General features: G+C 75.1%; 15 protein-coding genes. 5 read left to right on the forward strand and 10 right to left on the reverse strand.

Going from position 1 to position 22,439, the window contains the following annotated elements:
- The first annotated feature begins 266 nt into the window (after window positions 1–266).
- The 5 genes from D7294_RS10945 (at window position 267) to D7294_RS10965 (ending at window position 6,782) form a co-directional block, all read left to right on the forward strand.
- Window positions 267–1,796, forward strand: coding sequence for an alpha-L-arabinofuranosidase B (locus tag D7294_RS10945; protein ID WP_120678653.1), 1,530 nt, complete (start codon window positions 267–269; stop codon window positions 1,794–1,796).
- Window positions 1,797–2,198: 402 nt separating this feature from the next.
- Window positions 2,199–2,924: a Crp/Fnr family transcriptional regulator gene (locus tag D7294_RS10950; protein WP_241562268.1), complete on the forward strand. Its 726-nt coding sequence runs from the start codon at window positions 2,199–2,201 to the stop codon at window positions 2,922–2,924.
- 155 nt (window positions 2,925–3,079) lie between these two features.
- Window positions 3,080–3,976: a hypothetical protein gene (locus tag D7294_RS10955; protein ID WP_120678226.1), complete on the forward strand. Its 897-nt coding sequence runs from the start codon at window positions 3,080–3,082 to the stop codon at window positions 3,974–3,976.
- The gene (locus D7294_RS10960; protein WP_120678228.1) at window positions 3,973–5,955 is read left to right on the forward strand and encodes a hypothetical protein; all 1,983 of its coding nucleotides are present in this window, start codon (window positions 3,973–3,975) and stop codon (window positions 5,953–5,955) included. Before D7294_RS10955 ends, D7294_RS10960 begins: the two co-directional genes overlap by 4 nt.
- Complete coding sequence (locus D7294_RS10965; protein ID WP_120678230.1) at window positions 5,952–6,782, forward strand: hypothetical protein; 831 nt, start codon at window positions 5,952–5,954, stop codon at window positions 6,780–6,782. The genes D7294_RS10960 and D7294_RS10965 overlap by 4 nt, the downstream gene beginning before the upstream one ends.
- Before the next feature lie 87 nt (window positions 6,783–6,869).
- Here D7294_RS10965 and D7294_RS10970 read toward each other — a convergent pair whose 3' ends face one another.
- The 10 genes from D7294_RS10970 to D7294_RS11015 all read right to left on the reverse strand — a co-directional run bounded on the left by D7294_RS10970 (window position 6,870) and on the right by D7294_RS11015 (window position 22,434).
- On the reverse strand, window positions 6,870–7,508 hold the full coding sequence (locus D7294_RS10970; RefSeq protein WP_120678232.1) for a hypothetical protein: 639 nt from the start codon (window positions 7,506–7,508) through the stop codon (window positions 6,870–6,872).
- Window positions 7,509–7,722: 214 nt separating this feature from the next.
- On the reverse strand, window positions 7,723–7,983 hold the full coding sequence (locus D7294_RS10975; RefSeq protein ID WP_241562269.1) for a hypothetical protein: 261 nt from the start codon (window positions 7,981–7,983) through the stop codon (window positions 7,723–7,725).
- 69 nt (window positions 7,984–8,052) lie between these two features.
- Complete coding sequence (locus D7294_RS10980) at window positions 8,053–9,291, reverse strand: helix-turn-helix domain-containing protein (RefSeq protein WP_241562270.1); 1,239 nt, start codon at window positions 9,289–9,291, stop codon at window positions 8,053–8,055.
- Window positions 9,292–9,512: 221 nt separating this feature from the next.
- A complete protein-coding gene (locus D7294_RS10985) occupies window positions 9,513–10,184 on the reverse strand; it encodes a hypothetical protein (RefSeq protein WP_241562271.1) in 672 nt (223 codons plus the stop codon).
- Complete coding sequence (locus D7294_RS10990) at window positions 10,181–11,275, reverse strand: type VII secretion protein EccE (RefSeq protein ID WP_158674606.1); 1,095 nt, start codon at window positions 11,273–11,275, stop codon at window positions 10,181–10,183. Before D7294_RS10990 ends, D7294_RS10985 begins: the two co-directional genes overlap by 4 nt.
- A gap of 185 nt (window positions 11,276–11,460) precedes the next feature.
- Complete coding sequence (eccB, locus tag D7294_RS10995) at window positions 11,461–12,942, reverse strand: type VII secretion protein EccB (RefSeq protein WP_120678236.1); 1,482 nt, start codon at window positions 12,940–12,942, stop codon at window positions 11,461–11,463.
- 3 nt (window positions 12,943–12,945) lie between these two features.
- On the reverse strand, window positions 12,946–14,475 hold the full coding sequence (locus tag D7294_RS11000; RefSeq protein ID WP_120678238.1) for a S8 family serine peptidase: 1,530 nt from the start codon (window positions 14,473–14,475) through the stop codon (window positions 12,946–12,948).
- 5 nt (window positions 14,476–14,480) lie between these two features.
- Window positions 14,481–16,028 (reverse strand): EsaB/YukD family protein, encoded by a 1,548-nt coding sequence (locus tag D7294_RS11005; protein ID WP_120678240.1) that lies wholly within the window; start codon window positions 16,026–16,028, stop codon window positions 14,481–14,483.
- Complete coding sequence (gene eccCa, locus D7294_RS11010; protein ID WP_120678242.1) at window positions 16,025–20,041, reverse strand: type VII secretion protein EccCa; 4,017 nt, start codon at window positions 20,039–20,041, stop codon at window positions 16,025–16,027. Before eccCa ends, D7294_RS11005 begins: the two co-directional genes overlap by 4 nt.
- Complete coding sequence (locus tag D7294_RS11015) at window positions 20,038–22,434, reverse strand: hypothetical protein (RefSeq protein ID WP_120678245.1); 2,397 nt, start codon at window positions 22,432–22,434, stop codon at window positions 20,038–20,040. The genes eccCa and D7294_RS11015 overlap by 4 nt, the downstream gene beginning before the upstream one ends.
- Between the last annotated feature and the right edge of the window lie 5 nt (window positions 22,435–22,439).

The raw sequence follows: 22,439 nt of genomic DNA on the forward strand, positions 1-22,439 counted from the left end.
CACTACCGAAAGTCCACCCGCACTTCCGCCCCCCTACCCCGCCCCCACAGGCCGCCGCCCCCGCCCGCCGGATGACATGACCACGACATCATCTCGTTCGCGGGTGGGGACGCCGCCGACCCCACGGCCGGGAACCCGAAGACGTTCCCGCGGGCCGTGGCCTCGCCAACCCCCATCACCAGGGAGGTCCCATGCTCACGTCGCCACCGGCAGCCGCCGGTTCCCGGCGGGCCAGACCGCTCGCCATCGTCCTGCTGGTCCTCGCCATGGGCGCGGTCCTGCTCGGCGGCCAGGCCGCCGCCACCGCCCCCGCGGCGGCCCCCGCCGCCGACGCCGGCGCGGCGGCGGCCTCGCTCCCCTGCGACATCTACGCCTCGGGCGGCACCCCGTGCGTGGCCGCGCACAGCACCACCCGGGCGCTCTACGCCTCGTACAACGGGCCGCTGTACCAGGTCAAGCGCTCCTCGGACAACGCCACCCGCGACATCGGCCTGCTGAGCGCCGGCGGATACGCCGACGCCGCGGCCCAGGACGCGTTCTGTTCCGGGACGACCTGCCTCATCAGCGTCATCTACGACCAGTCGGGCCGCGGCAACCACCTCACCCAGGCCCCGCCCGGCGGGTTCTCCGGCCCCGCCCCCGGCGGCTACGACAACCTCGCGGACGCCACCGCCGCGCCGATCACCGTGGGCGGCCACAAGGCGTACGGCGTCTACGTGTCCCCCGGCACGGGCTACCGCAACAACCACACCTCCGGCATCGCGACCGGTGACCAGCCCGAGGGCATGTACGCCATCTTCGACGGCACCCACTACAACGGCGGCTGCTGCTTCGACTACGGCAACGCCGAGACCAACAGCCGCGACAACGGCAACGGCACCATGGAGGCCATCTACTTCGGCAGCAGCACGACCTGGGGCTACGGCCCGGGCAACGGCCCCTGGGTCATGGCCGACCTGGAGAACGGCCTGTTCTCCGGGGTGAACCGGGGCTACAACGCGAACGACCCGAGCATCAGCCACCGGTTCGTCACCGCCATCGTCAAGGGCGGCCCCAACCAGTGGGCCATCCGCGCAGGCAACGCCCAGTCCGGGGGCCTGTCCACGTACTACAGCGGGCCGCGCCCCAACGCCTCCGGCTACAACCCGATGAAGAAGGAAGGCGCCATCATCCTGGGCATCGGCGGCGACAACAGCGTCGGCGCCGCCGGCACCTTCTACGAGGGCGTCATGACCTCCGGCTACCCCACCGACGCCACCGAGAACGCCGTCCAGGCCAACATCACCGCGGCCGGCTACGCGGTGCCCTCGGGGGGCTCGGCCTCGCCGACGCCCGGCTCCCGGATCTCGCTGCGGGCGACCACCTCGTGCTGCACCGGCGAGTACATCCGGCACGACGACGCGAACAACGTCGCCATCGCGGCGACCTCCGCCTCCAGCCCGGCCGCCGAGCGCGCCGACGCCACCTGGATCGTCCGCGCCGGCCTGTCGAACAGCGCCTGCGTCTCCTTCGAGTCCGCCGACAGTTCGGGCCGGTACCTGCGCCACTACAACTACCAGCTGCGCCTGGACGCCAACGACGGCTCCTCGCTGTTCGCGCAGGACGCCACCTTCTGCCCGCAGTCGGGCCACAACGGGCAGGGCTACTCCTTCCAGTCCGCCAACTACCCGAACGACTACCTGCGTCACTACAACTACCAGGTCTACATCGCCTCCAACGGCGGCTCCCACGACTGGGACAACAGCGCCTACTGGAGCGACGACACCAGCTGGGTCGTCACCCCGGGCCTGGGCTGAGCCCCGGCCCCACCCGCTCCCCCACCCACGCGGGGCCGCGCCGTCCCCCGACGACGCGGCCCCACCCGCTGCGCCACCGCACCGGCCGCCACGCCCTGAACCGCCGCCGGGCGAACCGATGTCCGGTCGGGCCGGAGCCCGGCGAACCGGTGCCCGGCGAATCCGTGCCGGGCGAATCGGCGCGCGGCGGTTTCGATCCGGTGGCCGCGGCTCATGCTTCCGGGTGCGGAACTCGGCAGTCGAACATCGTGCGGTGGAGCAGAGCCAGGACCGGATCAGGTGCACGGTCCCCCCACGTGCCCAGGACGACGCGACGGAGGGGAAATCGGCTGCGGTCCTCATGGACCGCGGCGTGCCCGCCTCTGCCCTGGTGCCTGCTGCCCGCGGCTGGGAGGGCGGGGATTGCTGTCGCAAGGGGTGTGGGAGGAGATCGTCCGGGAGGGCTGGCAACGGCGTTACGCGGCGGGGGACATGATGCTGCGGCAGGGGAGCCCGGGTACGCATCTGCTGGCCTGTACGGCCGGGCTCGCCAAGGTCGTTCAGCACCGCCCGGACGGGGCCGTCCTGTGGCTGGCCTTCCGCGGCCCGGGCGAGTTGCTCGGCGAGGTGTCCGTCCTCAGCACCCGCGGTGAGCCCCGCAGCGCGGACGTCGTCGCCGTCACGGAATGCGTGACGCAGGTCCTGGACGCGGCCAGGTTCCGGCGCTTCGTCGAGGAACGCGGCCTGGGCGCCGACCTGTTGCAGCAGGCGATGGACCGGACGCGCGAATCCGACGAGTACCGCGCCGAGTTGGTCACCCTCTCGGTGAGCGAACGGCTCGCCCGCACCCTCCTGCGCCTGTCCGTCCTGGCCGATTCCCGGCAGCTGACCGGCCTGACCCAGGAGGAGCTGGCCCAGGCCGTCGGCGGTTCCCGCAACGGCGTCGCCGAGGGGCTGCAACGCCTGCGCGCCGCGGGCGCGGTGGAAACCGCGCGCCGGGTGATCGGGATCACCGACCTCGGGGTCCTGCGGCGGTGGGCGGGCTGCACCTGCCGCCCGGCCCCCGGCCGGAACACCCCGGGCCCCACCGGGCGGGCGCGGCCCCCGGTGCCGCCCTGCCCGGTCTGCCGCCGCGGCTTCGCGCCCTGACACGGGGTGCGGCCCGCGGGGGTGCGGCCCGCGGGGTGTGACCGCCCTCACGGCCCCAGCGCCCACTGGTGGGCACAAGCCTTCGCCGCCCGGCGCGAGGATCGGCGACGTCCGGCCGGGCTTCGCCCGAACTCCCAAGAGAGAAGCGAAGGTTCATGTCCACTCCCCTCCCCCCATCCATCCCCGTCCCCAACGCGGTGAGCCGCCCGCTCCCCGGCTACCGCGCCCTGCTCGCCGTCGACGCCAAGGACTTCACCGGCCTGGCCGCGATCCAGCACTCCGCGGTCAGCATGGTCATCACCGAGCTGGTGGACCGCGCCCTCACCGAGGCCGGCCTGGCCGAGCTGAAGGACGCCAAGAGCTTCCCGGCCAGCACCGGCGACGGCCTCGTCTTCGGATTCGACCCGAGCTGGCTGCCGTTCGTCGTCTTCCCCTTCTTCCGGGTGCTCGACGGCCTCCTCGGCCGCCACAACGGCCAGTTCGTCACCTCCCGCCTGCGGCTGCGCGCCAGCGTGCACGTCGGGCCGCTGCCCGAGGCCGACGGCAACGGCACCGCGCGCAACGACACGCACCGGCTGCTCGACTCCCGGCCGGTCAAGGCGATCCTCGCCGCCCCCGGCAGCGAGCAGACCACCCACCTGGCGGCGATCCTCTCCCACCGGGTCTACGAGGACGTGGTGCTCGGCGGCTACACGGGCCTGGACCCCGACCACTTCATCGAGGTCCCCGCCACCGTCGAGGGCAAGCAGTTCGCGCAGCGGGCCTGGCTGTACATTCCCTCCCCCTCCGGCCACCTCCTGCGCCACGGGATCGTCGCCGCCCTCGGCGAGGAACGCCCCGCCGAGGCCGCGGACCGGGAGACCGAGCCCGCGGAGCGGAAGGCCGGACGCGCGACGCGGAAGCCCGGGCGCGCCGCCGCCAAGCGGCCGCGGCCCAGGCGGGAGATCAGCCAGCGGGTCGGGCAGGGCAACGCCATCGGCGGCGACGTGAGCGGGAACGTGTCGAACACCTTCGGCGCCCCGGAGTACGACGACCCGGAGGAGGACCTGTGACCGGCGAGCCGGAGCCAGAGCCCGAGCCCGGGGAGGACGGCCCCCGGCAGCACGTGGGCCAGGGCACCGCCGTCCTGGGCGACGTGAAGGGCGACGTCAACGTCCACATCGCCGCCGCGGCGCAGGACGCCGCCGCCGAGAAGGTGGTCAAGCCCCGCTTCCGGGAGGGCCCCTACCCCGAGGAGGACGTGGCCAAGCGGCTGCGGGCCTTCGTGGAGCCGCCCTCGTTCGCCCGCGCCCGCGAGGTACTGGCCAGGCGCCGCGTGCTGCTGCTCGTCGGCGCCGCGGGCACCGGAGCCGGCACCGCCGCCTTCGCGCTGCTGCGCGAACTACCCGGCGAAACCGGCCGCCTCATCGGCCTCGACCCGCGCGACGACCCCACCGGGCTGGAACCCAAGGGAAAGGGCAGGCGGTACCTCGTCCCCTGGCTGTCCCAGGACTCCGCGGAAGCCCTGACGGAGGTGGCGCTGACCGCGTTGCAGGACCGGCTGGAGCGGGCCGGCGCCCACCTGGTCGTCGTCGCCGCCCCGACCCTGCGGCTCCCGGCCGGGACGGCCCGCTGGCAGATACGCCACGAGCCGCCGCTCCCCGCGGAGGTGGCCCGCGCCCACCTGCGCACCCTGGGGCTGTCCGAGGATCACCTCTCCCTCGCCGCGGCGCACCTGGGCGACCCACAGGTCAAGGCGTACCTGGACGGCACCAGGGACCCGGCCGCGGGCACCGAGGTGGCCGAGGAGCTGAAGCACGTCGCCCTCGGCAGCCGGACGTTGCACGAGGCGCTGCTCAACCTGACCCGCACCGCCGAGGACGAGGCCACCGAGACGCTGCGGGAGGCGCGCAAGGACCCGGCGGCGCTGGCCCTCGCCACCTCCATCGCCCTCCTCGAAGGCCAGGACCGCACCGTGATCGCCCGCTGCGCCGCCGCGCTGCGGCCCCTGCTCGACCCCACCCCGCCCGAGCCGCCCCCCGCCGGTCCCAAGGGGCTGGCGAAGGCCGAACCCGACGTGCTCGGGGACGACTTCACCACGCGCCTGGACCGGGTCAACGCCGACCCGCTGCCGCGCGTCGTCGACAGCGGCAGCCGCTATTGGTACCGCTACTGGGTGGAGCCGATCGCGTTCCGGCGCCGCCACCAGGCCGAAACCATCCTGTCCCGGCTGTGGCTGGACCACGAGGGCATCGCCGAGGCGATCCTCCACTGGCTGCGGAAGGCGTCCACGCGGTACGCGCCCGGCCTCGACTACACCGCAGGGCAGGCGATCGGCCGCGTGCTGCGCCGCGCCACCGGGCCCGACGTGCTGCAACGGCTGGAGCCGCTGGCCGAGTCCCCCGAGCGCTGGCGGCGCCGGCTGGTGGCCTACGCGCTGAACGAGGCGGCGCGGGACGGGCTGCTCGCGGGCGCCGTCCGCGACCAGCTGTGGACCTGGAGCCGGGCCAGGAACGAGCACCTGCGCGCCACCGTGGCCGAGACCTGCGCCGGCGGCTTCGGCCTGGTCCGGCCGGACCGCACGCTGCGGATGCTGGACCGCCTGCTGGACGGCCCCGCCAGGTCCGTCGTCCGCCGGGGCGTCTCCCTGGCCATCGCCGTTCTGCTCACGGAGGGCCAGAACGCCGCCGCGGTGACGGAAACGCTGACCCGGTGGATGGCCAGGCCGGAGAAGTCCGGACAGCGGGACTACGCGCTGGGCGCCGCGCCGCAACTGCTCTCCGACTTCCTCGCCCTGGACGCGGGCGAGCCCGGCCCGCTGCTCCCGCTGGTGCGCGAGTCGCTGGACGACCCCAAGGCCAGGAGCGCCGTCATGGACGCGCTGCTGCGGGCGGAGCGTTCCCCGCACCCCGGCACCAGGGCCCGCGCCACCGCCCTGGTCACCGCCCTGGCCGCCACCGCGGGCGGGCGGCGCGGGGTCCGCGCCCTGCTCGTCGCCCGCCTCCGCAACCAGGCCGGTAACGGAAAGCTCACCGAAGGGAATCTCGCATGAACGCGCCGCTCGTGGAACCGCTGACCGCCTCCCCCTTCCGTTCCGTCCTCCACCTGCGTTTCGGCGCGAACCCCAGGCCCGACCGGGCCCTGGTCCTGATCGCAGCGGACGGCAGGGCCCTGGTCGGCGTTCCGGCCGGGGGATGGGGCGGCTTCGACTACCCGCGGCCCGGACTGCTGCGCGTGCTCGGGAGCGTGTTCCCGCAGTCCGGCTGGGTCTCCCTGTCCGAACGCCCCGACTGGGTCGACGTGGCGGCGCCCCGCGACGGCACCCTGCCGCAGCCCGTGATCCGGCACTCGGTGAGCTGGCAGGTGTGCGACCCGGTCACGGTGGTGCGCAACCGCGTCACCGCCGAGCAGGTGCCGCACTGGATCGCCGCCCACCTCGCACGCAACGGCATGGGCACCGGCGGCCCGCACGTGATGAACGAGGCCGGCATCGCGTTCCGCGTCCTCGAGCAGCCGGCGGCCGAGCAGGACGAGACCCCGCCGCTGCCATTCTCCTGGGACAGCGGCACGCTCAACGCGTTCCGCTTCTTCCGCGAGTTGATCAGCGAGGACCCGCGGGGCCTGGCCGCCCTGTGGCTGCTGTACCACCCGCAGAACGCGGAGGACGTGCTCAGGTGGACGGTGGACCACCGGAAGCTGCTGCTGCCGCCGGACCCGGCCGAGCCGGGACCGGACAGCTGGGAGCGGTCGCTGGCGACCGCACTGCGCGACCTGACCCCGGCCGACCGCGCGTACGTCGGGGTCAACATGGCCAGGCTGCTGAACGATCTCGGGGTACCCGAGGCCGAGGAGGCACTGCACCGGCTCGGAGACGGGTAGCCGCGGCGCGGTGGCGGAGGCGCCCGCCCCCGGGCGCCCCGCCCCGGACCGTGCCCGCCCCGGCCGGGCCGACTCCGGCCGGGGCCGTTACGGCGTCACGCGGGTGGTGCGGGTGAGTTCGACGACGAGCTGATTGGCGAGGAACCAGTCCGCCTGCGGGTGGCCGAAGGGCAGATCGGCGTCCTCGCTCCCGGCCAGGCGACCGCCGCGGCCGGGCACGAAGAAGCCACCGAACACCCCCCACACCCGCGGCTTGCGCACCCGCACGAACGCGGGCTCCCCCAGGTGCGGGCAGTGCGCCACCGCCACCCCGGCACACGGCTCGCACACCGGCGGCTTCGTGCACAACGCCCCCTCAGGCCAGCCCGGCACACCGTCCTCCCGGCCAGGGCGGCCCAGCACGAACAGCCAGCCCTTGCCGTTGCGATCCGCCGGCCCGCCACAAACCTGGCAGAGCCGCTCAAGCATCGCCCGCCGCTGCCGCGCCGGATGCATGCACCGGAACTCCGGCTGCCCACCGCCCGGCTCCTCCGTCAACCGGGCCCACAGCACCCCGTGCCGATCCCGATCCCCCGGCCGCTCGTCCCGATAGCCCAGCCCCCGCCCATCCGCCCTGACGATCAGATCCCGATCGGTGACGACCACCTCCCCACTCCAGCGCACGACATACGGCACGGGCAGCCCCTTCGGCCCCCAGGTACGCAGCGAACGGGCAGGCACGGTCATGAGTCGGAGTCCTCCGGTGAGGCGGTGAAGTGGAGTTGCGCCCTCGCGCACGACGGGCATCGGGCCGGGTACTCGGCCGCCGTGACGTCTCGAAGGGCCAAGGTGATCAGCTCCCCGCAGACGCAATGCCGCCGCGGCGGAGAGTCCGCCAGCCCCGTGGCCGCATCCGCCACGTACGCCCGGCGCGTACGCGGCCCGCCCGCGCAAGTGCCGTTCACCGGCTCTTCTCCTCGGGCTGCGTGGCGAGGAGCCGACCGATCTCGCGGTGTAGCTCGGCGGCCTCGTCACAGGTCATGACGAGCGCGCCATCACCCACATGCTCACCATCGTTGAGCACCCACAGCGGCAGCGCGATGCGTCCAGCCTCGGTGCGTTGCAACGGCCTGCTCGGCAGGCGCTCGATGCGCACGCCTTGGGCAGGATTGGCCGTCGTTCCTTTGTTTCGCCCGCTCCGGTTCTTCTGAGTTGCCATCATGTCGCTGATGGTGACGGCAAAATGGCGGTGCACCCCGGAAACTGCTTCCGGGGTGCACCGGTTTCCGGGTCAGGCCGCGGCGACCACGCCGACGTGTTCGGCCAGACTCCGCAGGTCATCGCGGAACTCGGGCCGCTCGCGCTTCATCAGGCCGAGAATCGCTTCACGCACAAGGGGGAAGTACCGGATCTCCTCGGGTGACGCCTTCCTGATCTTGTCCAGCATGTAGACAGTGGCGAAGTCGTCACCCACCAGCCGGTTCGCGTGCATGACCTCCACGAGGTACCGGGTGGTGCGCTCCAGCGGCAGCACGCCGCCCGCCTGCGGGACGCTCACGTTGTCCGCCAGACGCAGCGCCTCTGCAGCATCACCCTCCTCGGCGGCGAGGTGGACGGCGTGCATACGTACGTTGGTGGGCCCGAACGCGGTGTGCCAGTCGTTCCGGTCATGGCCGATGCGATCGGCGACCCGCGCTGCCTCGCGGAGAAGGTCCCATGCGGCAGGGGCGTTGGTTGCCCGGACTGCGGCGATCACGCCGACCAGGTGCAGCGCACCGAACGCGCTCAGGTGGTCCGGGGCGGCGTCGTCGCCGGGCCGCACGTGCGCGATCGTGGCGCGCGCCAGCTCCAGAGCTTCGGCGACGTCACCACTGGAGAGCAGGATGCCGGCGAGGTTCCAGGCTGCGGCCGCGATCAACGTGGGGTCGTCGGTGTCGTCTGCGATCTGCATCGCTCGGTCGGCGGCGAGGAGGGACAGCCGCCGTTCACCGACGCGCCGCAGGTAGACCTGGTGGAGATGGAGGAGGCTGACGAGTTCGCGTGCGGCTTGGCTCTCCTGCTCGCCGGTCGCGGCCCGGAGCGTGGAGTACGCCTCGGCGAGCAGCCCCGGAAGCATGTCGCCCACGGGCCCGTACCGTTCAGTGCGGGTCTCGTAAATACGCCACGCGTCCCGGATACGGTCGCCCAGCTGTTGCGGGGTGAGAGGTTCTCCCTGGAGGGTGTTGCCGAGAAGGCTCGGAGGCGTGTTGAGGGCGCGGCGGATGCGCGGCACGGCTGGATGCTCGGGGGCACCGGCGACGTTGACGCTGACCGCGGGCCCGATCAGGTCTCCGAGATCGGAGACGCCGAGGACGCGTCCGATGTCGAGCAGGAGGGAGAGCCGGTCCACGGGGATGATGTCCCGCTCGACCTTGCTGACCCAGTCCTCCGAGCGTCCGACCAGACCTCCCAGAGCTGCCTGCGACTTCCCTGCTCGCTGTCGGTAGTACTTGATGCGCTGACCGATCGTCAGCTGAGGTACGTCAATCATGTGGGAATCCCCTTTGGGGCTGTGTGCACTCCCCGCCAGGGTAAGTCCGTTCAACGGCGTCGGCTGCGATACTGGCGGGCGTCATCCCTTCGGGGTGCACTCCACACGGCCTCGCCACCGGCGGGGCCGTTGTGCTCTGCGGTCGAAGAGCCGGGGCCCGCCGGGATTTCGTGCGGCAGGTGGTCGGCGCGGTCGCGAACTCACAGGCGGGACAGGGCGGTTCAGGGGTGCCTGCCCGGGGTCAGGAGGGCCGTTTCCGCGGGGGAGATGTCCAGGCGCAGGATCTCGGTGCCCGCGGGGCGGAAGAGGACGACCTCGCCCGGGCTCAGCGCGGCGGTCACGCGGGCCGCGTCCGCGCCGAGGAGGCGGCCGGTGGCCTCCGCGAACCTGGCGTCGAGGGCGAGCAGCGCGTCGGGGGCCGTCCAGAAGAAGGAGCGGCGTGGCGCGTCCCGGGTGACGTGCAGGATCGTGCGCCAGGCGCCGTTCGCGAGGGTGACGGACGGCGGGCGGCGCAGGTCGCAGACGAGGGCCTGGGGGCCGCCCTCCTGGCTGGGCGGGGCGGCCGGTCCCGGGGGCCAGCCGGCGACGCCGTCGGCGACCGTGAGCCGGCCGCCCGCCACCTGCGCGATGCCGTGCCACTGGGCGGGCACCCGGGTGGCGGCGGTGACCCGGGCGCCGACGGCCAGCATCCGGAGGCCGAAGAGGCGGCCGAACAGGGACTCCCCGAGCACCGCGATGCGGGCCGGGCCCGGGCCCGCGGGCAGGGCGACGACCCGGCCCTCGCGGTTGGTGCCCAGCTGGACGCCCGCCTCGGCCCAGGTCAGCCTGAAGTCCGCCGGGGGCACGTCCCGCCAGTGGGCGACGGGGAGTTGCGGGTGCTCGCGGCGGTTCATCGGGGCGCTCCGGGGGAGACGAGGCCGGCCGTCTCGGCCGGCGAGCGGAAGGGGTGGGCCACCGGCAGGGTGGCGAGCAGTCCGGCGCGCTGGTCGGTCGGCGTCTCGCGCAGGATGCCGGAACGCAGCAGGCGGGCGCGTTCCTCGGCCGCGTGCTGGGCCCGCATGCCGACCACGCGCACCGCGGTCAGGGCCCGCAGCGCCCCGCCCTCGCGGGTCAGGGTGGTGGCGGCGACGACGCGTTCCGCGGTGCAGCCGGCCAGGGCGTGCAGCAGGCGCGTCCACTCGACCGGCGAGTCCAGGGGCGCGGCGAGGCAGCAGTGGGTGAAGTCGATGCCGGCCCAGCTGTCCGGCAGGGACCGCCCCTCGCCCGCCGGGTCGCCGACCTGCCGCAGCAGCTCGCGCAGTTCGGGGGCGCCGAGCGGGGTGGTGGGGGCGCCGGCGGCGGCGAGCCGGGCGCGGATGCGGGCGGTGGCGGCGGCCGTCGCCGCCCGGGCGCCCGCCAGACCGCCGCCCCGCCGCTCGGCGGCCTCGGGGGCGCCGAACGCCTCGTAGCGCAGCACCAGCCAGGAGCGCACGGCCAGCGGCCGGGGCCCGCCGGGCAGCGCCCGGTAGGCGATCGTGGGCCGGTACCCGTACTGGAGGTCCCAGGGCGGCGGGCCGAACTGTTCGACGAGGAGCTGGGCGGCGGCGGGCCGGGCCGGGTCCGTGTCGAGCCACGCGCCCAGCAGGGCGGCGGGCAGGTCGGGGAGGGTGCCGGCGGGGAAGGCGAGGACCGCGGCGCAGCCCCGGCCGTCGGACAGCACGCCGAGCCCTGGCGCGTCCGCGGGCAGGTTCCGGTCGGCGACCTCGGTGACGTCCAGCACGGGCAGCAGCGTGTGCGCGAGCCCGAGGTGGTCCTCCCCCGGCTCCGGGATGCCTGCCGGGGTGGCCGCCTGCGGGAAGGGCTCGAGGAGCCTCCGGTCGGCGTGGACGCCCCGGCGCCGCAGCAGCCCGGCGGCGAGGGCGAGGGCCCCGGCGGCGGCCAGGGCGCAGCCCCCAGGGCCGCCGGCGGCAAGCCCGGCGAGGAGCAGGCCGAGGCCGCCCTCCACCGCCACCACCCGGCCCCGGCCGAAACCGCCGCGGCGGCCGGGCCGAGCGGCACTGCCGGGCCGAGCGGCACTGCCGGAACGGCCGGGGCGAGCGCCGGGGTGAAAGAGGCGGGAGAGGCGGGAAGGGTGGGAGGGGTGAGAGGGGTGGGAGGGGCCGGTGGGGCGGGTGGGTGTGCTCGTGCGGGTCACGGTGCCGTCTCCTCGGTGTCCTGGCCGGCTTCGCCGGCGGCCCCCGCGCCGTCTGCCGCGCCGGCCTCCCCGCCGTCCCCCTCGGCGGTGCGCTCGCGCAGTTCCCTGGCGGCGTCCTCGGGGTCGAGGACCGGCCCCCTGGGCAGCAGGTCCACGAAGGCGCGCGGCATCGAGGGCGCCGCCCGGTGGTCGTAGCGCAGGCGTTGCACGGCCTCGGCGGAGGCGAACGGGTAGGCGATGCCGGCGTCGGTGATCAGGGTGTGGGTGCCGCCGGTGCCGCCCGAGGTGGTGGCGAGGACCAGGGCCCCGGCGCCCGGCGGCAGGTAGACGGCGTCGAGCAGGCCGAGCCTGGCGCCGTTCGCGGAGGTCACCGGCGCGAGCCCGGCCGGCTCCGGCATCCTGCCCGGCAGGTGGACGGTGGCCCGCCAGGGGGCGTCGCCCGGCTCGCTGCCCGGCGGGGTGCTCACGCACACCGGCTGCTCGCGGCCGGGTTCCGCGGCCCGGGGCAGGGCGTCGGGCCAGGCCGCGTCGCCCGGCGGCGGCTCCGCGGAGCGCGGGGCCGCCGCCGCCTGGGTGCCGTCGAGCGCGTGGTCCGCCCCGGCCGTGGCGCCGAGCAGCGCGTACACCAGGGGGGAGACGGACACCAGGCCGTCCGGACGCACCAGGTAGTACTGCGGGTTGGCGCCCTGGAGCCCGGTGTGGGCCAGGTCTCCCACCCGGGCGGGGAACGGCAGGGCCACCTGCGGTTCCGCGCCCGCGCCGCCGGGTTCGGGGGCGGTGATCGCGGGGCCCTCGGGCACGGTGGCCAGCACCTCGGGCGGCAACGGGACCGGGCGCACGCGCTGGAGGCCGAGCAGCCCGCGGACCGCCTCGGTCAGGGCGTGGCGGCGGCCTTCGGTGAGCAGCCACAGCCCGCCGTCGTCCGTCTGCGCCAGCAGGGTGACGCCCGCCGCGCCCTCGCCCGGCGCCACCCCGGGCACCGACACGTACAGGGCGGTCCTGGTGGGCGAGCCGCCGGTCTCGGCGGGGATGACGCACAAGGTCCAGTCGCCGTCGAGGAGCCGGCCCTCGTCCGGCAGCGCGTCGGGGGCGCCCGGGATGCCGACGGGCAGTCCGCGGGGCGCCGCGTCGAGGGTGGCCTGCCGCACCCGGGTGAGTTGGCCGCCGCCGACCAGCAGGGCCGAGCTGAGGTTGAGCGCCGGGTGCACGGTCCCGTCGCTGACCACGTAGCTGTCGCCGTCCTCGCCGACGACGACGGCCCCGGCGGAGGGCAGGGCGGGTCCCCGGCCGCCGCCCAGCCAGCCGGCGATGCCGAAGCCCGCCATGAGCAGGACGGCGAGGACCGTGCCTGCGGCGAGGGTGCGGTTCAGCCGGCGGCGCGGATCGCGGGCGGCCTCGTCGGCGCCGCGCAGGAGGCTGGTGCTTCTGCGGCGCGAGTCGTAGGCGTGGGCGTCGGCCCGTTCGCGTGTCGTGGCCATCGGTCAGCTCCCCTTCCTGCCGCGCGGCGAGGTGGTGGAGGCGGGGACGTCGCCGCCGTCGAGCAGGCGCAGGGCGGGACCGGCCGGCCTCGCCGGGACGGGGGCGGCCCCGGTGCCGGGCTCCGCGGCCCCGGTGCCGGGCTCCGCGGCCCCGGTGCCGGGCTCCGCGGGCCCGGCCCGCCAGTGGCGGGCGGCGGCGCGGCGGATCGCGGGCGTGCCGAGCAGGCTGAGGGCGCAGGCGAGCAGCAGCACGCCGCTTGCGGCCAGGGCCCTGGCGGTGGCGGCGTCCACCAGGGGTTCCTCGCGCGGGACGGCCTGCACGGGGACGCTGCCCTGCGTCCCGTCCCCGGCTTCCTGCGCGGGGCTCGCGCCGAGGTGGGTCAGGGCGCCGAAGGGGTCGACGATCCCGGCGCCCGTGGCGTCGTTGCGGCCGCCGCCGACCGGGGAGGCCGACTCGGTGAGCCGCCGCGCCACCTCCTGGGCGGAGAGCCGGGGGAAGCGGGACCGCACCAGCGCGGCCACGCCCGACACCTGCGCGGCGGCGAAGCTGTTGCCGGCCACGGTGCGGTAGCCGGAGCCCCCGGGGGCGGCCACGGTCAGGTCCTCGCCATAGGCGGACAGGTCGATCCACTCGCCGGTGTTGGAGGAGTCCATGGGCAGTCCCGCGTCGGTGACCGCGCCGACGGCGAGCACGCCCTCGTAGGCGGCCGGGTACATCAGCCCGCCGCCGGGGCCCGCGTCGCCCTCGTTGCCCGCGGCGGCGACCACGACCACGTCGGCGGCGAGCGCACGCTCCACCGCCCGCCGGATGGCCCGGTCGTCCGCGGGCCGGCCGAAGGACAGGTTGAGCACGCCGACGTGCGCGTCGACGGCGTCGTCGATGGCGCGGGCGATGGTCTCGGGCGGCAGCTGTTCGACCGAGCCGTCCAGGCGCACCGGGTAGACGGTGGCGGCGGGCGCGACGCCGGTCATCCGGTCCCCGGCCGAGCGGCGGGCCGCGATCAGCCCGGCGATGGCCGTGCCGTGGCCCGAACAGTCCTGCCGGGGCGGCGGCGCGGTGCGCCGGGTCTGGCGTGCGGTCGCCTCCGCGGTGAACTCGCTGCCCCTGGTGACCGCCTCCCCGCCCAGGTCGGGGTGGCGGGCGTCGACGCCCGAGTCGACGACGCCCACGAGGACGCCCGCGCCGGTGGACAGGTCCCACGCCTGCCGCAGGCCGAGTTGGTCGATCAGCCGGTAGGGCCCGGCGTTCTCCGCCAGGTCCCCGCCGGTGACCTGGGTGCGGCAGGGGGTGGCCGCGGCGGGACGGGCGAGCCCGGGAACGGTCAGCGGGGCGGCGAGGCCCACGAGCAGCGCCAGGGCGGCGGCCCCGGCAACGCGGGGCAGGCGCGCGGGGCGGGCCGGGCGGGCCGGGCGCGCGGGGCGGCCCGGGCGCGCCGGGCGGAAGTACCGGGCGCGTTCCGGGGGTTGGGGCGGGCGGGCCGGACGGGCGGGGCCGGCCGGGTGCGCGGGCCCGGCGGGTGTGGTCCTTCGCATCGGCCTCACGCCCTCAGGTCCAGGAGGGCCGGGTAGACCTCCCACACGGCCAGGCAGAGCGGCACGACGGACAGCAGGAGCGTCCCTTCCAGCAGGTCGATGGCGCGGGAGAGGCGGGGGTTCAGCCGGGTGCGGCCGGTGAAGAGGCCGACGAGGCCGGCCGCCAGGGCGATCAGCAGCGCGCCGGGCAGGGCCACGCCCAGCATCGGGACCGTCTCGCCGAAGCGGCCGGTCACGTAGGCGGCCGCGGCGCCGCCCGCCGCGAGCAGGGCGCAGGTGAGGGGCACGGCGGCCTGGGCGGGCCCGGCGAACAGGCGGGTGCGCGTCAGCATCAGCAGCGTGAGCGCCGCGCCGAGCACGCCGGGCCACAGCCGGCCCGAGCCGAACAGCACCACGGCGCCGCCCCCGGCCACGAGGTGGCTGCCGGCCTGCATCCCGAGCAGCAGCCGGCGGGCGGCGGCGATCCTGGCGCGCAGCCGGTCGTAGGCGAGCTGGCTGGGCAGCGCGTCCAGTTCCTCCACGGTGGCCGCCACCTGCGGGCCCGGGATGCCGGCGAGGCGCACCGCGACCGTGGGCCACAGGGTGGTGAGGGCCAGGGCGAGCGGCGCCGCGATCGCCGCGGCACGCGCCGGCGCCACGTCCCACACCGCGCACACCAGTGCGCCGGTGGCGGTGAGCGGCCCGGCGGTCACCAGGGCGGCGAAGGCGCCGTCGCCGCCGTCGGCCAGCAGCGGGCCCACCGCGCCGATCAGGGCCAGCACCCCGCAGGCGAGGAGGAGTTGCCCGGCGGTGGCGCCGCCGAGGATGCCGGTGCCGCCGCCGAGCAGCCGGACGGCGCCGAGCATGGCGGGCGGGGCGGCCAGCACGGAGGCGAGGACGCCGGCCCGGGTGTCGCCGAAGGCGCGGGACAGCAGGAGGCCGAAGGACAGCGCGCACACGGCCGTGGCGAGGCCGAGCCAGCCGGGCAGCGCGCCGGGCGCCGCGTCGAGCGCGGCGCAGGCCGCGAGCACGGCCAGGGTGGCCAGCGCGCCGGTGGCCCCGCGGACGGCGGCGGCGGGCAGCCCGCCCCCCGCGCTCCCCCGGCCGCCGCCCCCGCCGGCACCCCCGGCAGCCCCGGCGGTTCCCGCGCTGTTTTCCCCACGGAAGTCCCCGCGGAAGTCCCCGCGCAGGTCCCTGCGGACGTCCCCGCGCAGGTCCCCGCGGATCTCCCGGCCCATGACCTCCACGACGTCGTCGTACAGCGGTGGCGTGGTGTCGTCGCTGCCCCGGCCGACGAACAGCAGGTCGCCCTCGCCCACCCCTTGGGCGGCGAGCGGGGCCGCGGTGTCGAGCCGGGTGCCGTCGGCGCGGCGCAGCACCCAGCCGCCGTGCCCGACCCCGCCGTCGGGCCCCGGCTCCTCGCCGGCGTGCCGCAGCAGGGCCGGCATCAGCCGGGCCAGCGGAACGCCGGCGGGCACGGCGAGGTCGGCGCGGCCCGCGGGTCCCGCGAGGCCGATGCGCACGAACGTGGCGCCCGCCTGCGTCGCGGGCCGGTGGGTGAGGCTGCCGCTCATGACGGGTTCCCCCTGGGGTCGTCGAGGGTGGTCAGGGGCGAGTCGGCGCGGACCAGCTGCACCGGTACGTTGCCCAGCTTGCGGTGGAGGAGCAGGCCGCGGCCCTTGCGGCGCTGCGCCGGCTTGATGCCCCAGATGGGCATCTCGTCCTTGGGGATGCTCAGCAGGACGGCGGGCGTGTTGAGTTCCTTGAGGCGGCCGAGGACGGGCTCGGCGACGGCGCGCGCCGAGCCGCCGGCCTGGCGGGTGAGGAAGAGGTGGAGCCCGATGCCGCGGGCCTGCGGGAGCAGGTCGAGGAGCGCCTTCAGCGGGTTGCCGCGCGAGGTGGCGACCAGGTCGTAGTCGTCGACGAGGAGGTAGATCTCGGGCCCGTGCCACCAGGAGCGGTCGCGCAGTTGCTCCGGGGTGACGCCGGGGCCAGGGAGGCGTTTGCGCAGCCCCTCGACGAGGCCGCCGACGACCTCGTGGGAACGTTCGAGGCTGGTCGAGTAGCCCAGCAGCCCCGGCCCCTCGAACTCGCGGAGCATCGTCATCCGGTGATCGAGAATGATCAGTTTGGCCTGCTCCGGGGTGTGGTTCTCGGTGATCTGGCGGGCAATGCCGCGCAGCAGCGAGGTCTTTCCCGACTCGCTGTCGCCGATGACGATCAGCCCGGTGTCCTCGCCCGGGGTGAGCCGGACCGGTTCGAGGCGGTTGCCCTCCACCCCGATGACCACGCCGGGCCGCCCGGCCGGGTCCGCCGGCACCTCGGCCGCGTCCAGGCTGGTCGGCAGCAGCCGCACCCCGGGGGCGCGGCGGCCCGGCCAGCACTCGGCGAGGTGGCGCACCAGCCCGGCCACGCCCTCGGCGAGCCCGGCGTCGGAGCGCACGCCGTCCACGCGGGGGACCGCCGTGAGGAAGTGCAGCTTCTCCTCGGTGATGCCGCGGCCCGGGCGGCCGGCGGGGATGGTGCGCTGCGCCTTGCGGTCCACCTCCGAGTCCAGCGGGTCGCCCAGCTTCAGCTCCACCTTGGTGCCGATGAGGTCCCGCAGGCCCATGCGCATGTCCAGCCAGCGGTTGCCGGTGACCACCAGGTGGATGCCGTAGGTGAGCATCCGGCCGGCCAGGGCGGTGAGGGTCTGCTCCAGCTCCGGATAGCTCTGCCGCAGCACCGCCCAGCCGTCGACGATCAGGAAGACGTCGCCGTGGGGGTCCTCCCGGCCGGAGGCCGCGGAAGGGCCGTCGGCGAAGCGGCCCTCGGCGCGGGCCGTGCGGTACCCGGCCATCGACTCGATGCCCGCCTCGCGGAACAGGGTCTCGCGGCTTTCGAGGATGCCGAGGACCTCGGCGACGGTCCGGTTGATCACCTCCGCGTCGAGGCGTCCCGCGACGCCGCCCACGTGCGGCAGCCCGGCGAAGGGGAAGAGGGCGCCGCTGAAGTCCAGGCAGTAGAACTGCACCTCGGCCGGGGAGTGGCGCAGCGCCAGGGAGCCGATGAGGGCCCGCACCGCCGTGGACTTCCCGCTGCGCGGGCCGCCGACCACCGCGACGTGGCCGCCGGCCCCCGCCAGGTCCAGCTCCAGCGGGTCGCGGCGCTGGTGGAAGGGCCGGTCGACGACGCCGATGACGGCGGTCAGCGGGGCGTTGCCGCCGCCGCGGCCCGGCCGTTCCCCCGGCGCGGCGTGGAGCGCGTCCAGGGGCTCGGGCTGGTCGAGTGGCGGCAGCCAGACCTGGTGGGCCTGCGGCCCCTGCCCGGCCATCTGGCCGACCATCACGCCGAGCACCGTGGTGCCCAGATCCTCGCCCTCCCCGAACTCGTCGGGCTCCGGCTCGGGTTCGGGCTCCGGGGGGCGTTCGTCCACGGGGACGGGCAGGTGGCCGGCGCGGAACGGGCGGACGTCCGCGCCGCCGCCGAGCACGGCCTGCCCCGGGTCCTCGCCGGTGCGGTGGGGGCCGGAGACGTAGGCGGCGCGGAAGCGCCTGAGGGTGGCGGTGTCCGTCTTGAGGTAGCCGTGCCCCGGGGCGCTGGGCAGGTGGTGGGCGTCGGGCACGCCGAGGGCGGTGCGGCTCTCGCCCTCGGAGAAGGTCCGCAGGCCGATGCGGTAGGACAGGTGGGCCTCAAGTCCCCGCAGCCGGCTCTCGTCCAGCCGCTGGGAGGCCAGCAGCAGGTGCAGGCCAAGCGAACGGCCCAGCCGCCCGATCTGCACGAACAGGTCGGCGAAGTCCGGCTTCTGCGCGAGGAGTTCGGAGAACTCGTCGACGACGATGAACAGGCTGGGCAGCGGCGGCAGGTCGGCGCCGCGCTGCCTGGCCCGCTCGTAGTCCCGCACCGAGACCAGGTTCCCGGCGGCCCGGAGCACCTCCTGGCGCCGGTTCATCTCGCCGGAGAGGGCCTCCTTCATCCGGTCGACCAGGGTGAGGTCGTCCTCCAGGTTGGTGATGACGGCCGCCACGTGCGGCAGTTCGGCCATGCCGGCGAAGGTCGCGCCGCCCTTGAAGTCCACCAGCACGAAGTTCAGCTGGTGCGGGGAGTGCGTGGCGGCCATGCCGAGCACCAGGGTGCGCAGCAGCTCCGACTTGCCCGAGCCGGTGGCGCCCACCAGCAGGCCGTGCGGGCCCATCCCGTTCTGCGCCGACTCCTTGATGTCCAGCTCAAGCGGCCCGCCGTCGGCGGAAAGGCCGATCGGGACGCGCAGCCGGTCCCGCATGGGCCTGGTGCGCCACAGGGTGTCCAGGTCGAGGCGCCCGGCGTCCTGGATGCCGAGCAGGCCCGGCAGCGTGTTGACGGCGGCCGTGAGGTCCTCGGCGTCGCCGGTGCCCGCCGAGTCCGGGCGGTACCGGGCGAGTTGCATCGCGAGGGCCTCCGCCTCGGCGACGGTCAGCCCGTCGGCGGTGCCCAGCTCCTCGCGGGTGTCGCCGCTCCGGACGGCGAGCGTGCCCTCCCCGATCTCCAGACGCACCCCGTGCGCCTCGGCCAGCGCCTCGGCCTGCCCGTCCACGTCCAGCACCGTGACGTGCTGCATCCCGCCGGGGTCGAGCAGCGCCTCCCCGCCCGTGGCCAGCCCGCCGTCCAGGACGACCAGCAGGTGCGGCACGTCGGGGTCGGGCGCGGCCCCGCGGCTGAACCGGGTCCGCCGGGTCAGCTCCGCGCCCAGCCACTCCTCCAGCACGGCGAGGCTCCGGTGCATCATCCGCACCGGGCCGACGTGGTCCAGCTCCTCCGGGTGGTGCACGTGCGGCAGCCACTTCAGCCAGCCCCACTCGGGCGCCTCCACGTCCCGGGTGCACACCACGATCCGCAGGTCCCTGGGCGAGTGGAACGTCACCGCGTGCGCGAGCATCGCACGCACCAGCGCCCGCGCCGCCTCGCGCCCCTCGCCGTCCGTGACCGACACGGCCGCGAAACGCCGCAGCGCCACCTGCACCGGCAGCCCCGGCACCACCGCGTACGCCTCGATGAACCGCTTGAGGGCCACGGTGCACAGCGGTTCCAGGTCCTCCACGTGGGCGGTCTCCGCCGCCTTCAGCGGGGTCGCCAGGTACCGGGGGCCGGCGCCGACCCGCACCACCCCGAAGTCCGCGTCCCCGCCGCGGCGTTCCCACAGGCGGCGGCTGTCGGCCACGCACCACAGCAGCCGCGGGTGCGGGGCGCCCCACTCCAGCGCCTCCCGCTGGGCCTGCGCGGTGCGCCGCACCTCGGTCCTGGTGCGCTCCAGGTAGCGCAGGTACTCGCGGCGCTCGTGGCGGGCCTGGCTCTTCACCGCGCCGCGCTGCCGCAGCACCGAGCCGGCGATCATCGCCACGCTGGAGACCAGGAACATCGCGCCGATGACGTAGCCCAGGGTGCCGCGGCCCATGGTCAGCATGTAGAGGACGGAGCCGAGTCCGCTGAGCGCGGGCAGCGCGCTCAGCCACACGTTGCCCTCCTCCGCCTTCGGCAGCAGCGGGGGCGGCTTGAGCACCAGCTCCTCCTCGGGCACCACCGGCGCCGCCGCCCGCGCCGGCCGCCGCACCACGCGGGTGGGGGCGTTCACTGCCGGCCCCTCAGGCTTTCCCGGTACTCGCGCAGCAGCCGGTCGGCCTCGTCCTCGTCGAAGTCGTTCCGCACCTCGTCCCAGCCGAGCATGCCGGCGCGGCCTTCGAGGAACTCGTCGCCCAGCTCGCCGAGGGCGCGTTCGAGCGCGTGCCGCCGGTTCGGGTCCCGGTGGCTGCCGATGGCGTCCCACTGCTCGGGGCTCAGGTCCCAGTCCCCGTGGGTCTGCGGAATGACCCGGGCCGCCTCCCCCTCGTGCATTCCCCGGTATCGGGCGTCCCGCGCCGCGTCGTAGATCCGGTTCAGCTGCTCCGCGCCGCCGCGGTTCTCCTCCCAGTAGCGCCGCAGGTTGTCGTTCCGCTCGGCGGTGGCCTCCGGTTCCACGCCCGGCAGGTCGGCCAGCCCGCTCGTGACCCCGGCAATCGCGCCCCAGGGGCCCGGGGCCTCCCCGACCACGCCGAGCACGCCCTTGAAGATGTCGTAGGTGTCCGCCGACAGTTCGTCGCCCCGCTGCTCGACCCGGTGCAGCGTGTCCAGGGCGGCGTTGGAGACGGCACCACTCAGCTTGCCGAGCATGCGCATCTCCGTGTGATCGTCCCCCGTTCCTTCGGCCTGCCGGAAAACCCTGCCTGCCTCTTCCTCGATGTACGCGTCGACGTGGGAGGTGAAGTGTGCCGCGGTCTCGGCTTCGCCGTTCATCAGCACCGAGAAAATGTTCTGTTGTGACGGAGGGGGATAGACGCCGTCCTCCGCCTGCATGGCGCGCAGGTTTTCCGGGTGCCCCACGACGTCCGCGAGCGTGAGCTCGGCCCGCGCGGGAATGTCGTACTGCCCTTGGATGATCGCGTCGGAATTGTCCGAGACGAACCGCATCAGGGTGTCGCGCGCGGTCCGCTTGAACGCCTCGCCCTGCGTGAGGGTGGGGCCGTCGGGCAGGGTTCCGGAACGGATCAGGTCGCCCACGGCGGCCCCGTTGTCCGCCCAGGACGCCGTGGGAGCGGCGTCGAAGAGCCGGCCGATCCGGTTCTCGTCGCTCAGGAATTCCGCGGCCGCGGCATCGTTCTTGGCGGCGAGCGAGAGGAGTTGCGGACTGCCTTCGAGCGGGTCGGCACCGAAGGCCATGCGCTGGTACTGGAAGTCCTCCTGGGCGTTGAGAGAGGCGTTGATCAGCGCCGTGCTGAATTCCTTGCTCGGAGTGAGCGTGGCATGGCTCATGAGGTCGCCGAAATCGTCGAAGCGCTCCGCCTGCTGCCGCACGCCGAACGCGCCCTCGCTCTGGTGGGCGGTCAGTCTCTCCTTGACGAACTCCCGTATGTCGTCGAGGGGTTCCGGACCGGTGGAGGCGGCGATGACGCCATTGGCCAGGTACCGCTGAGCCTGCTCGTAACGAGGGCCGAAGAGCTGCCCGGCCTTGAGCAGGTCGTCGGTGTCGAGCGTGCCGAAGAACGCGTTCAGGTACGCCTGTTGCTCGGGCGTGGGCGGCTTGGCGCCGTGCGGCCCCTGGCCGTCCTCCGCGATGCTGTTCAGCCCGGCGCTGTAGCGGGCCAGCAGTTCGGCGTCGGGGCTGCTCTGGCCGATGAGCTTGCCGAATTCCTCGCCGTTGAAGGCGGCCATCTCGGGGCTGCGCCAGATGCCGAGCGGCCCCTGCGAGGTGTCGAAGCCGGCCTCCTCCAGCTCGGCCCCGTACTCGGCGAGCTTCTGCCGGTACTGCCGGATGGCGTCGGTGATCTCGTTGTCGGCCCAGTATGCGTCGTCCGCCGTCATGTTGAGGTAGGCGTCGCGGATGTCGGCCGGCAGGTTCGCCGGCGGGGCCCAGCCGCCGCCCGAAGGCACTCCCTGGTACTCCACGCCGTCGAAGTCGAAGACGGGCGCCCTGGCGCCTCCGAACGCGTTCGGCAACTGCACGGAGGGAAACACCTGCTGGGCGGGCGCCTGCTGGGCGGCGAAGAACTCCTGCGCGCTCCGCCACGCCGCCGCCGCCCGCGCGACGTTGCGTTCGAGGATGGGCTGCATGCCGCTCACGCCCCCGGCCCCGTCGATCTGCGCGTCCACCTCGTCCCTGGCCTGCATGGCCCGGTTCATGGCGCGGACGACCATGCGGACGACGTTGTCGATGCCCTCGCCGTTGCCCTGGAGGCCCGCGGCGGTGATGTCGATGCGGTCGTCCTCCACGAACGCCGCGCCGTCGTGGTGGGCACCGGCCTGTTGCCCCATCCGCGTGGCGCGTTCCGCCAGGTCACCGGCGCTGCGCGCCTCGTGGGCGGCCCGCGCGAAGATCGAGGCGGTGTCCGCCATGTGCTCCGTGTCCACCTCGGCGGCGAACTCCTCGCGATGGGTCCACGGCTTCCCGTTGCCCACCGCCTCCACGTCGGCCCGGTCGAACGACATGTCCATCGCGG

The sequence above is a fragment of the Streptomyces hoynatensis genome, from assembly GCF_003626535.1.
Taxonomy (GTDB): Bacteria; Actinomycetota; Actinomycetes; order Streptomycetales; family Streptomycetaceae; genus Streptomyces; species Streptomyces hoynatensis.

Excerpts from the sequence above, each read along its gene's own strand:
- D7294_RS10985 (WP_241562271.1), bottom strand. The coding sequence starts at position 10,184 with ATGAACCGCCGCGAGCACCCGCAACTCCCCGTCGCCCACTGGCGGGAC.
- D7294_RS10970 (WP_120678232.1), bottom strand. The coding sequence starts at position 7,508 with ATGACCGTGCCTGCCCGTTCGCTGCGTACCTGGGGGCCGAAGGGGCTG.
- D7294_RS11005 (WP_120678240.1), bottom strand. The coding sequence starts at position 16,028 with ATGAGCGGCAGCCTCACCCACCGGCCCGCGACGCAGGCGGGCGCCACG.
- D7294_RS10955 (WP_120678226.1), top strand. The coding sequence starts at position 3,080 with ATGTCCACTCCCCTCCCCCCATCCATCCCCGTCCCCAACGCGGTGAGC.
- D7294_RS10980 (WP_241562270.1), bottom strand. The coding sequence starts at position 9,291 with ATGATTGACGTACCTCAGCTGACGATCGGTCAGCGCATCAAGTACTAC.
- D7294_RS11000 (WP_120678238.1), bottom strand. The coding sequence starts at position 14,475 with ATGCGAAGGACCACACCCGCCGGGCCCGCGCACCCGGCCGGCCCCGCC.
- D7294_RS10975 (WP_241562269.1), bottom strand. The coding sequence starts at position 7,983 with ATGATGGCAACTCAGAAGAACCGGAGCGGGCGAAACAAAGGAACGACG.
- D7294_RS10965 (WP_120678230.1), top strand. The coding sequence starts at position 5,952 with ATGAACGCGCCGCTCGTGGAACCGCTGACCGCCTCCCCCTTCCGTTCC.
- D7294_RS10945 (WP_120678653.1), top strand. The coding sequence starts at position 267 with ATGGGCGCGGTCCTGCTCGGCGGCCAGGCCGCCGCCACCGCCCCCGCG.
- D7294_RS11015 (WP_120678245.1), bottom strand. The coding sequence starts at position 22,434 with ATGGACATGTCGTTCGACCGGGCCGACGTGGAGGCGGTGGGCAACGGG.
- eccB (WP_120678236.1), bottom strand. The coding sequence starts at position 12,942 with ATGGCCACGACACGCGAACGGGCCGACGCCCACGCCTACGACTCGCGC.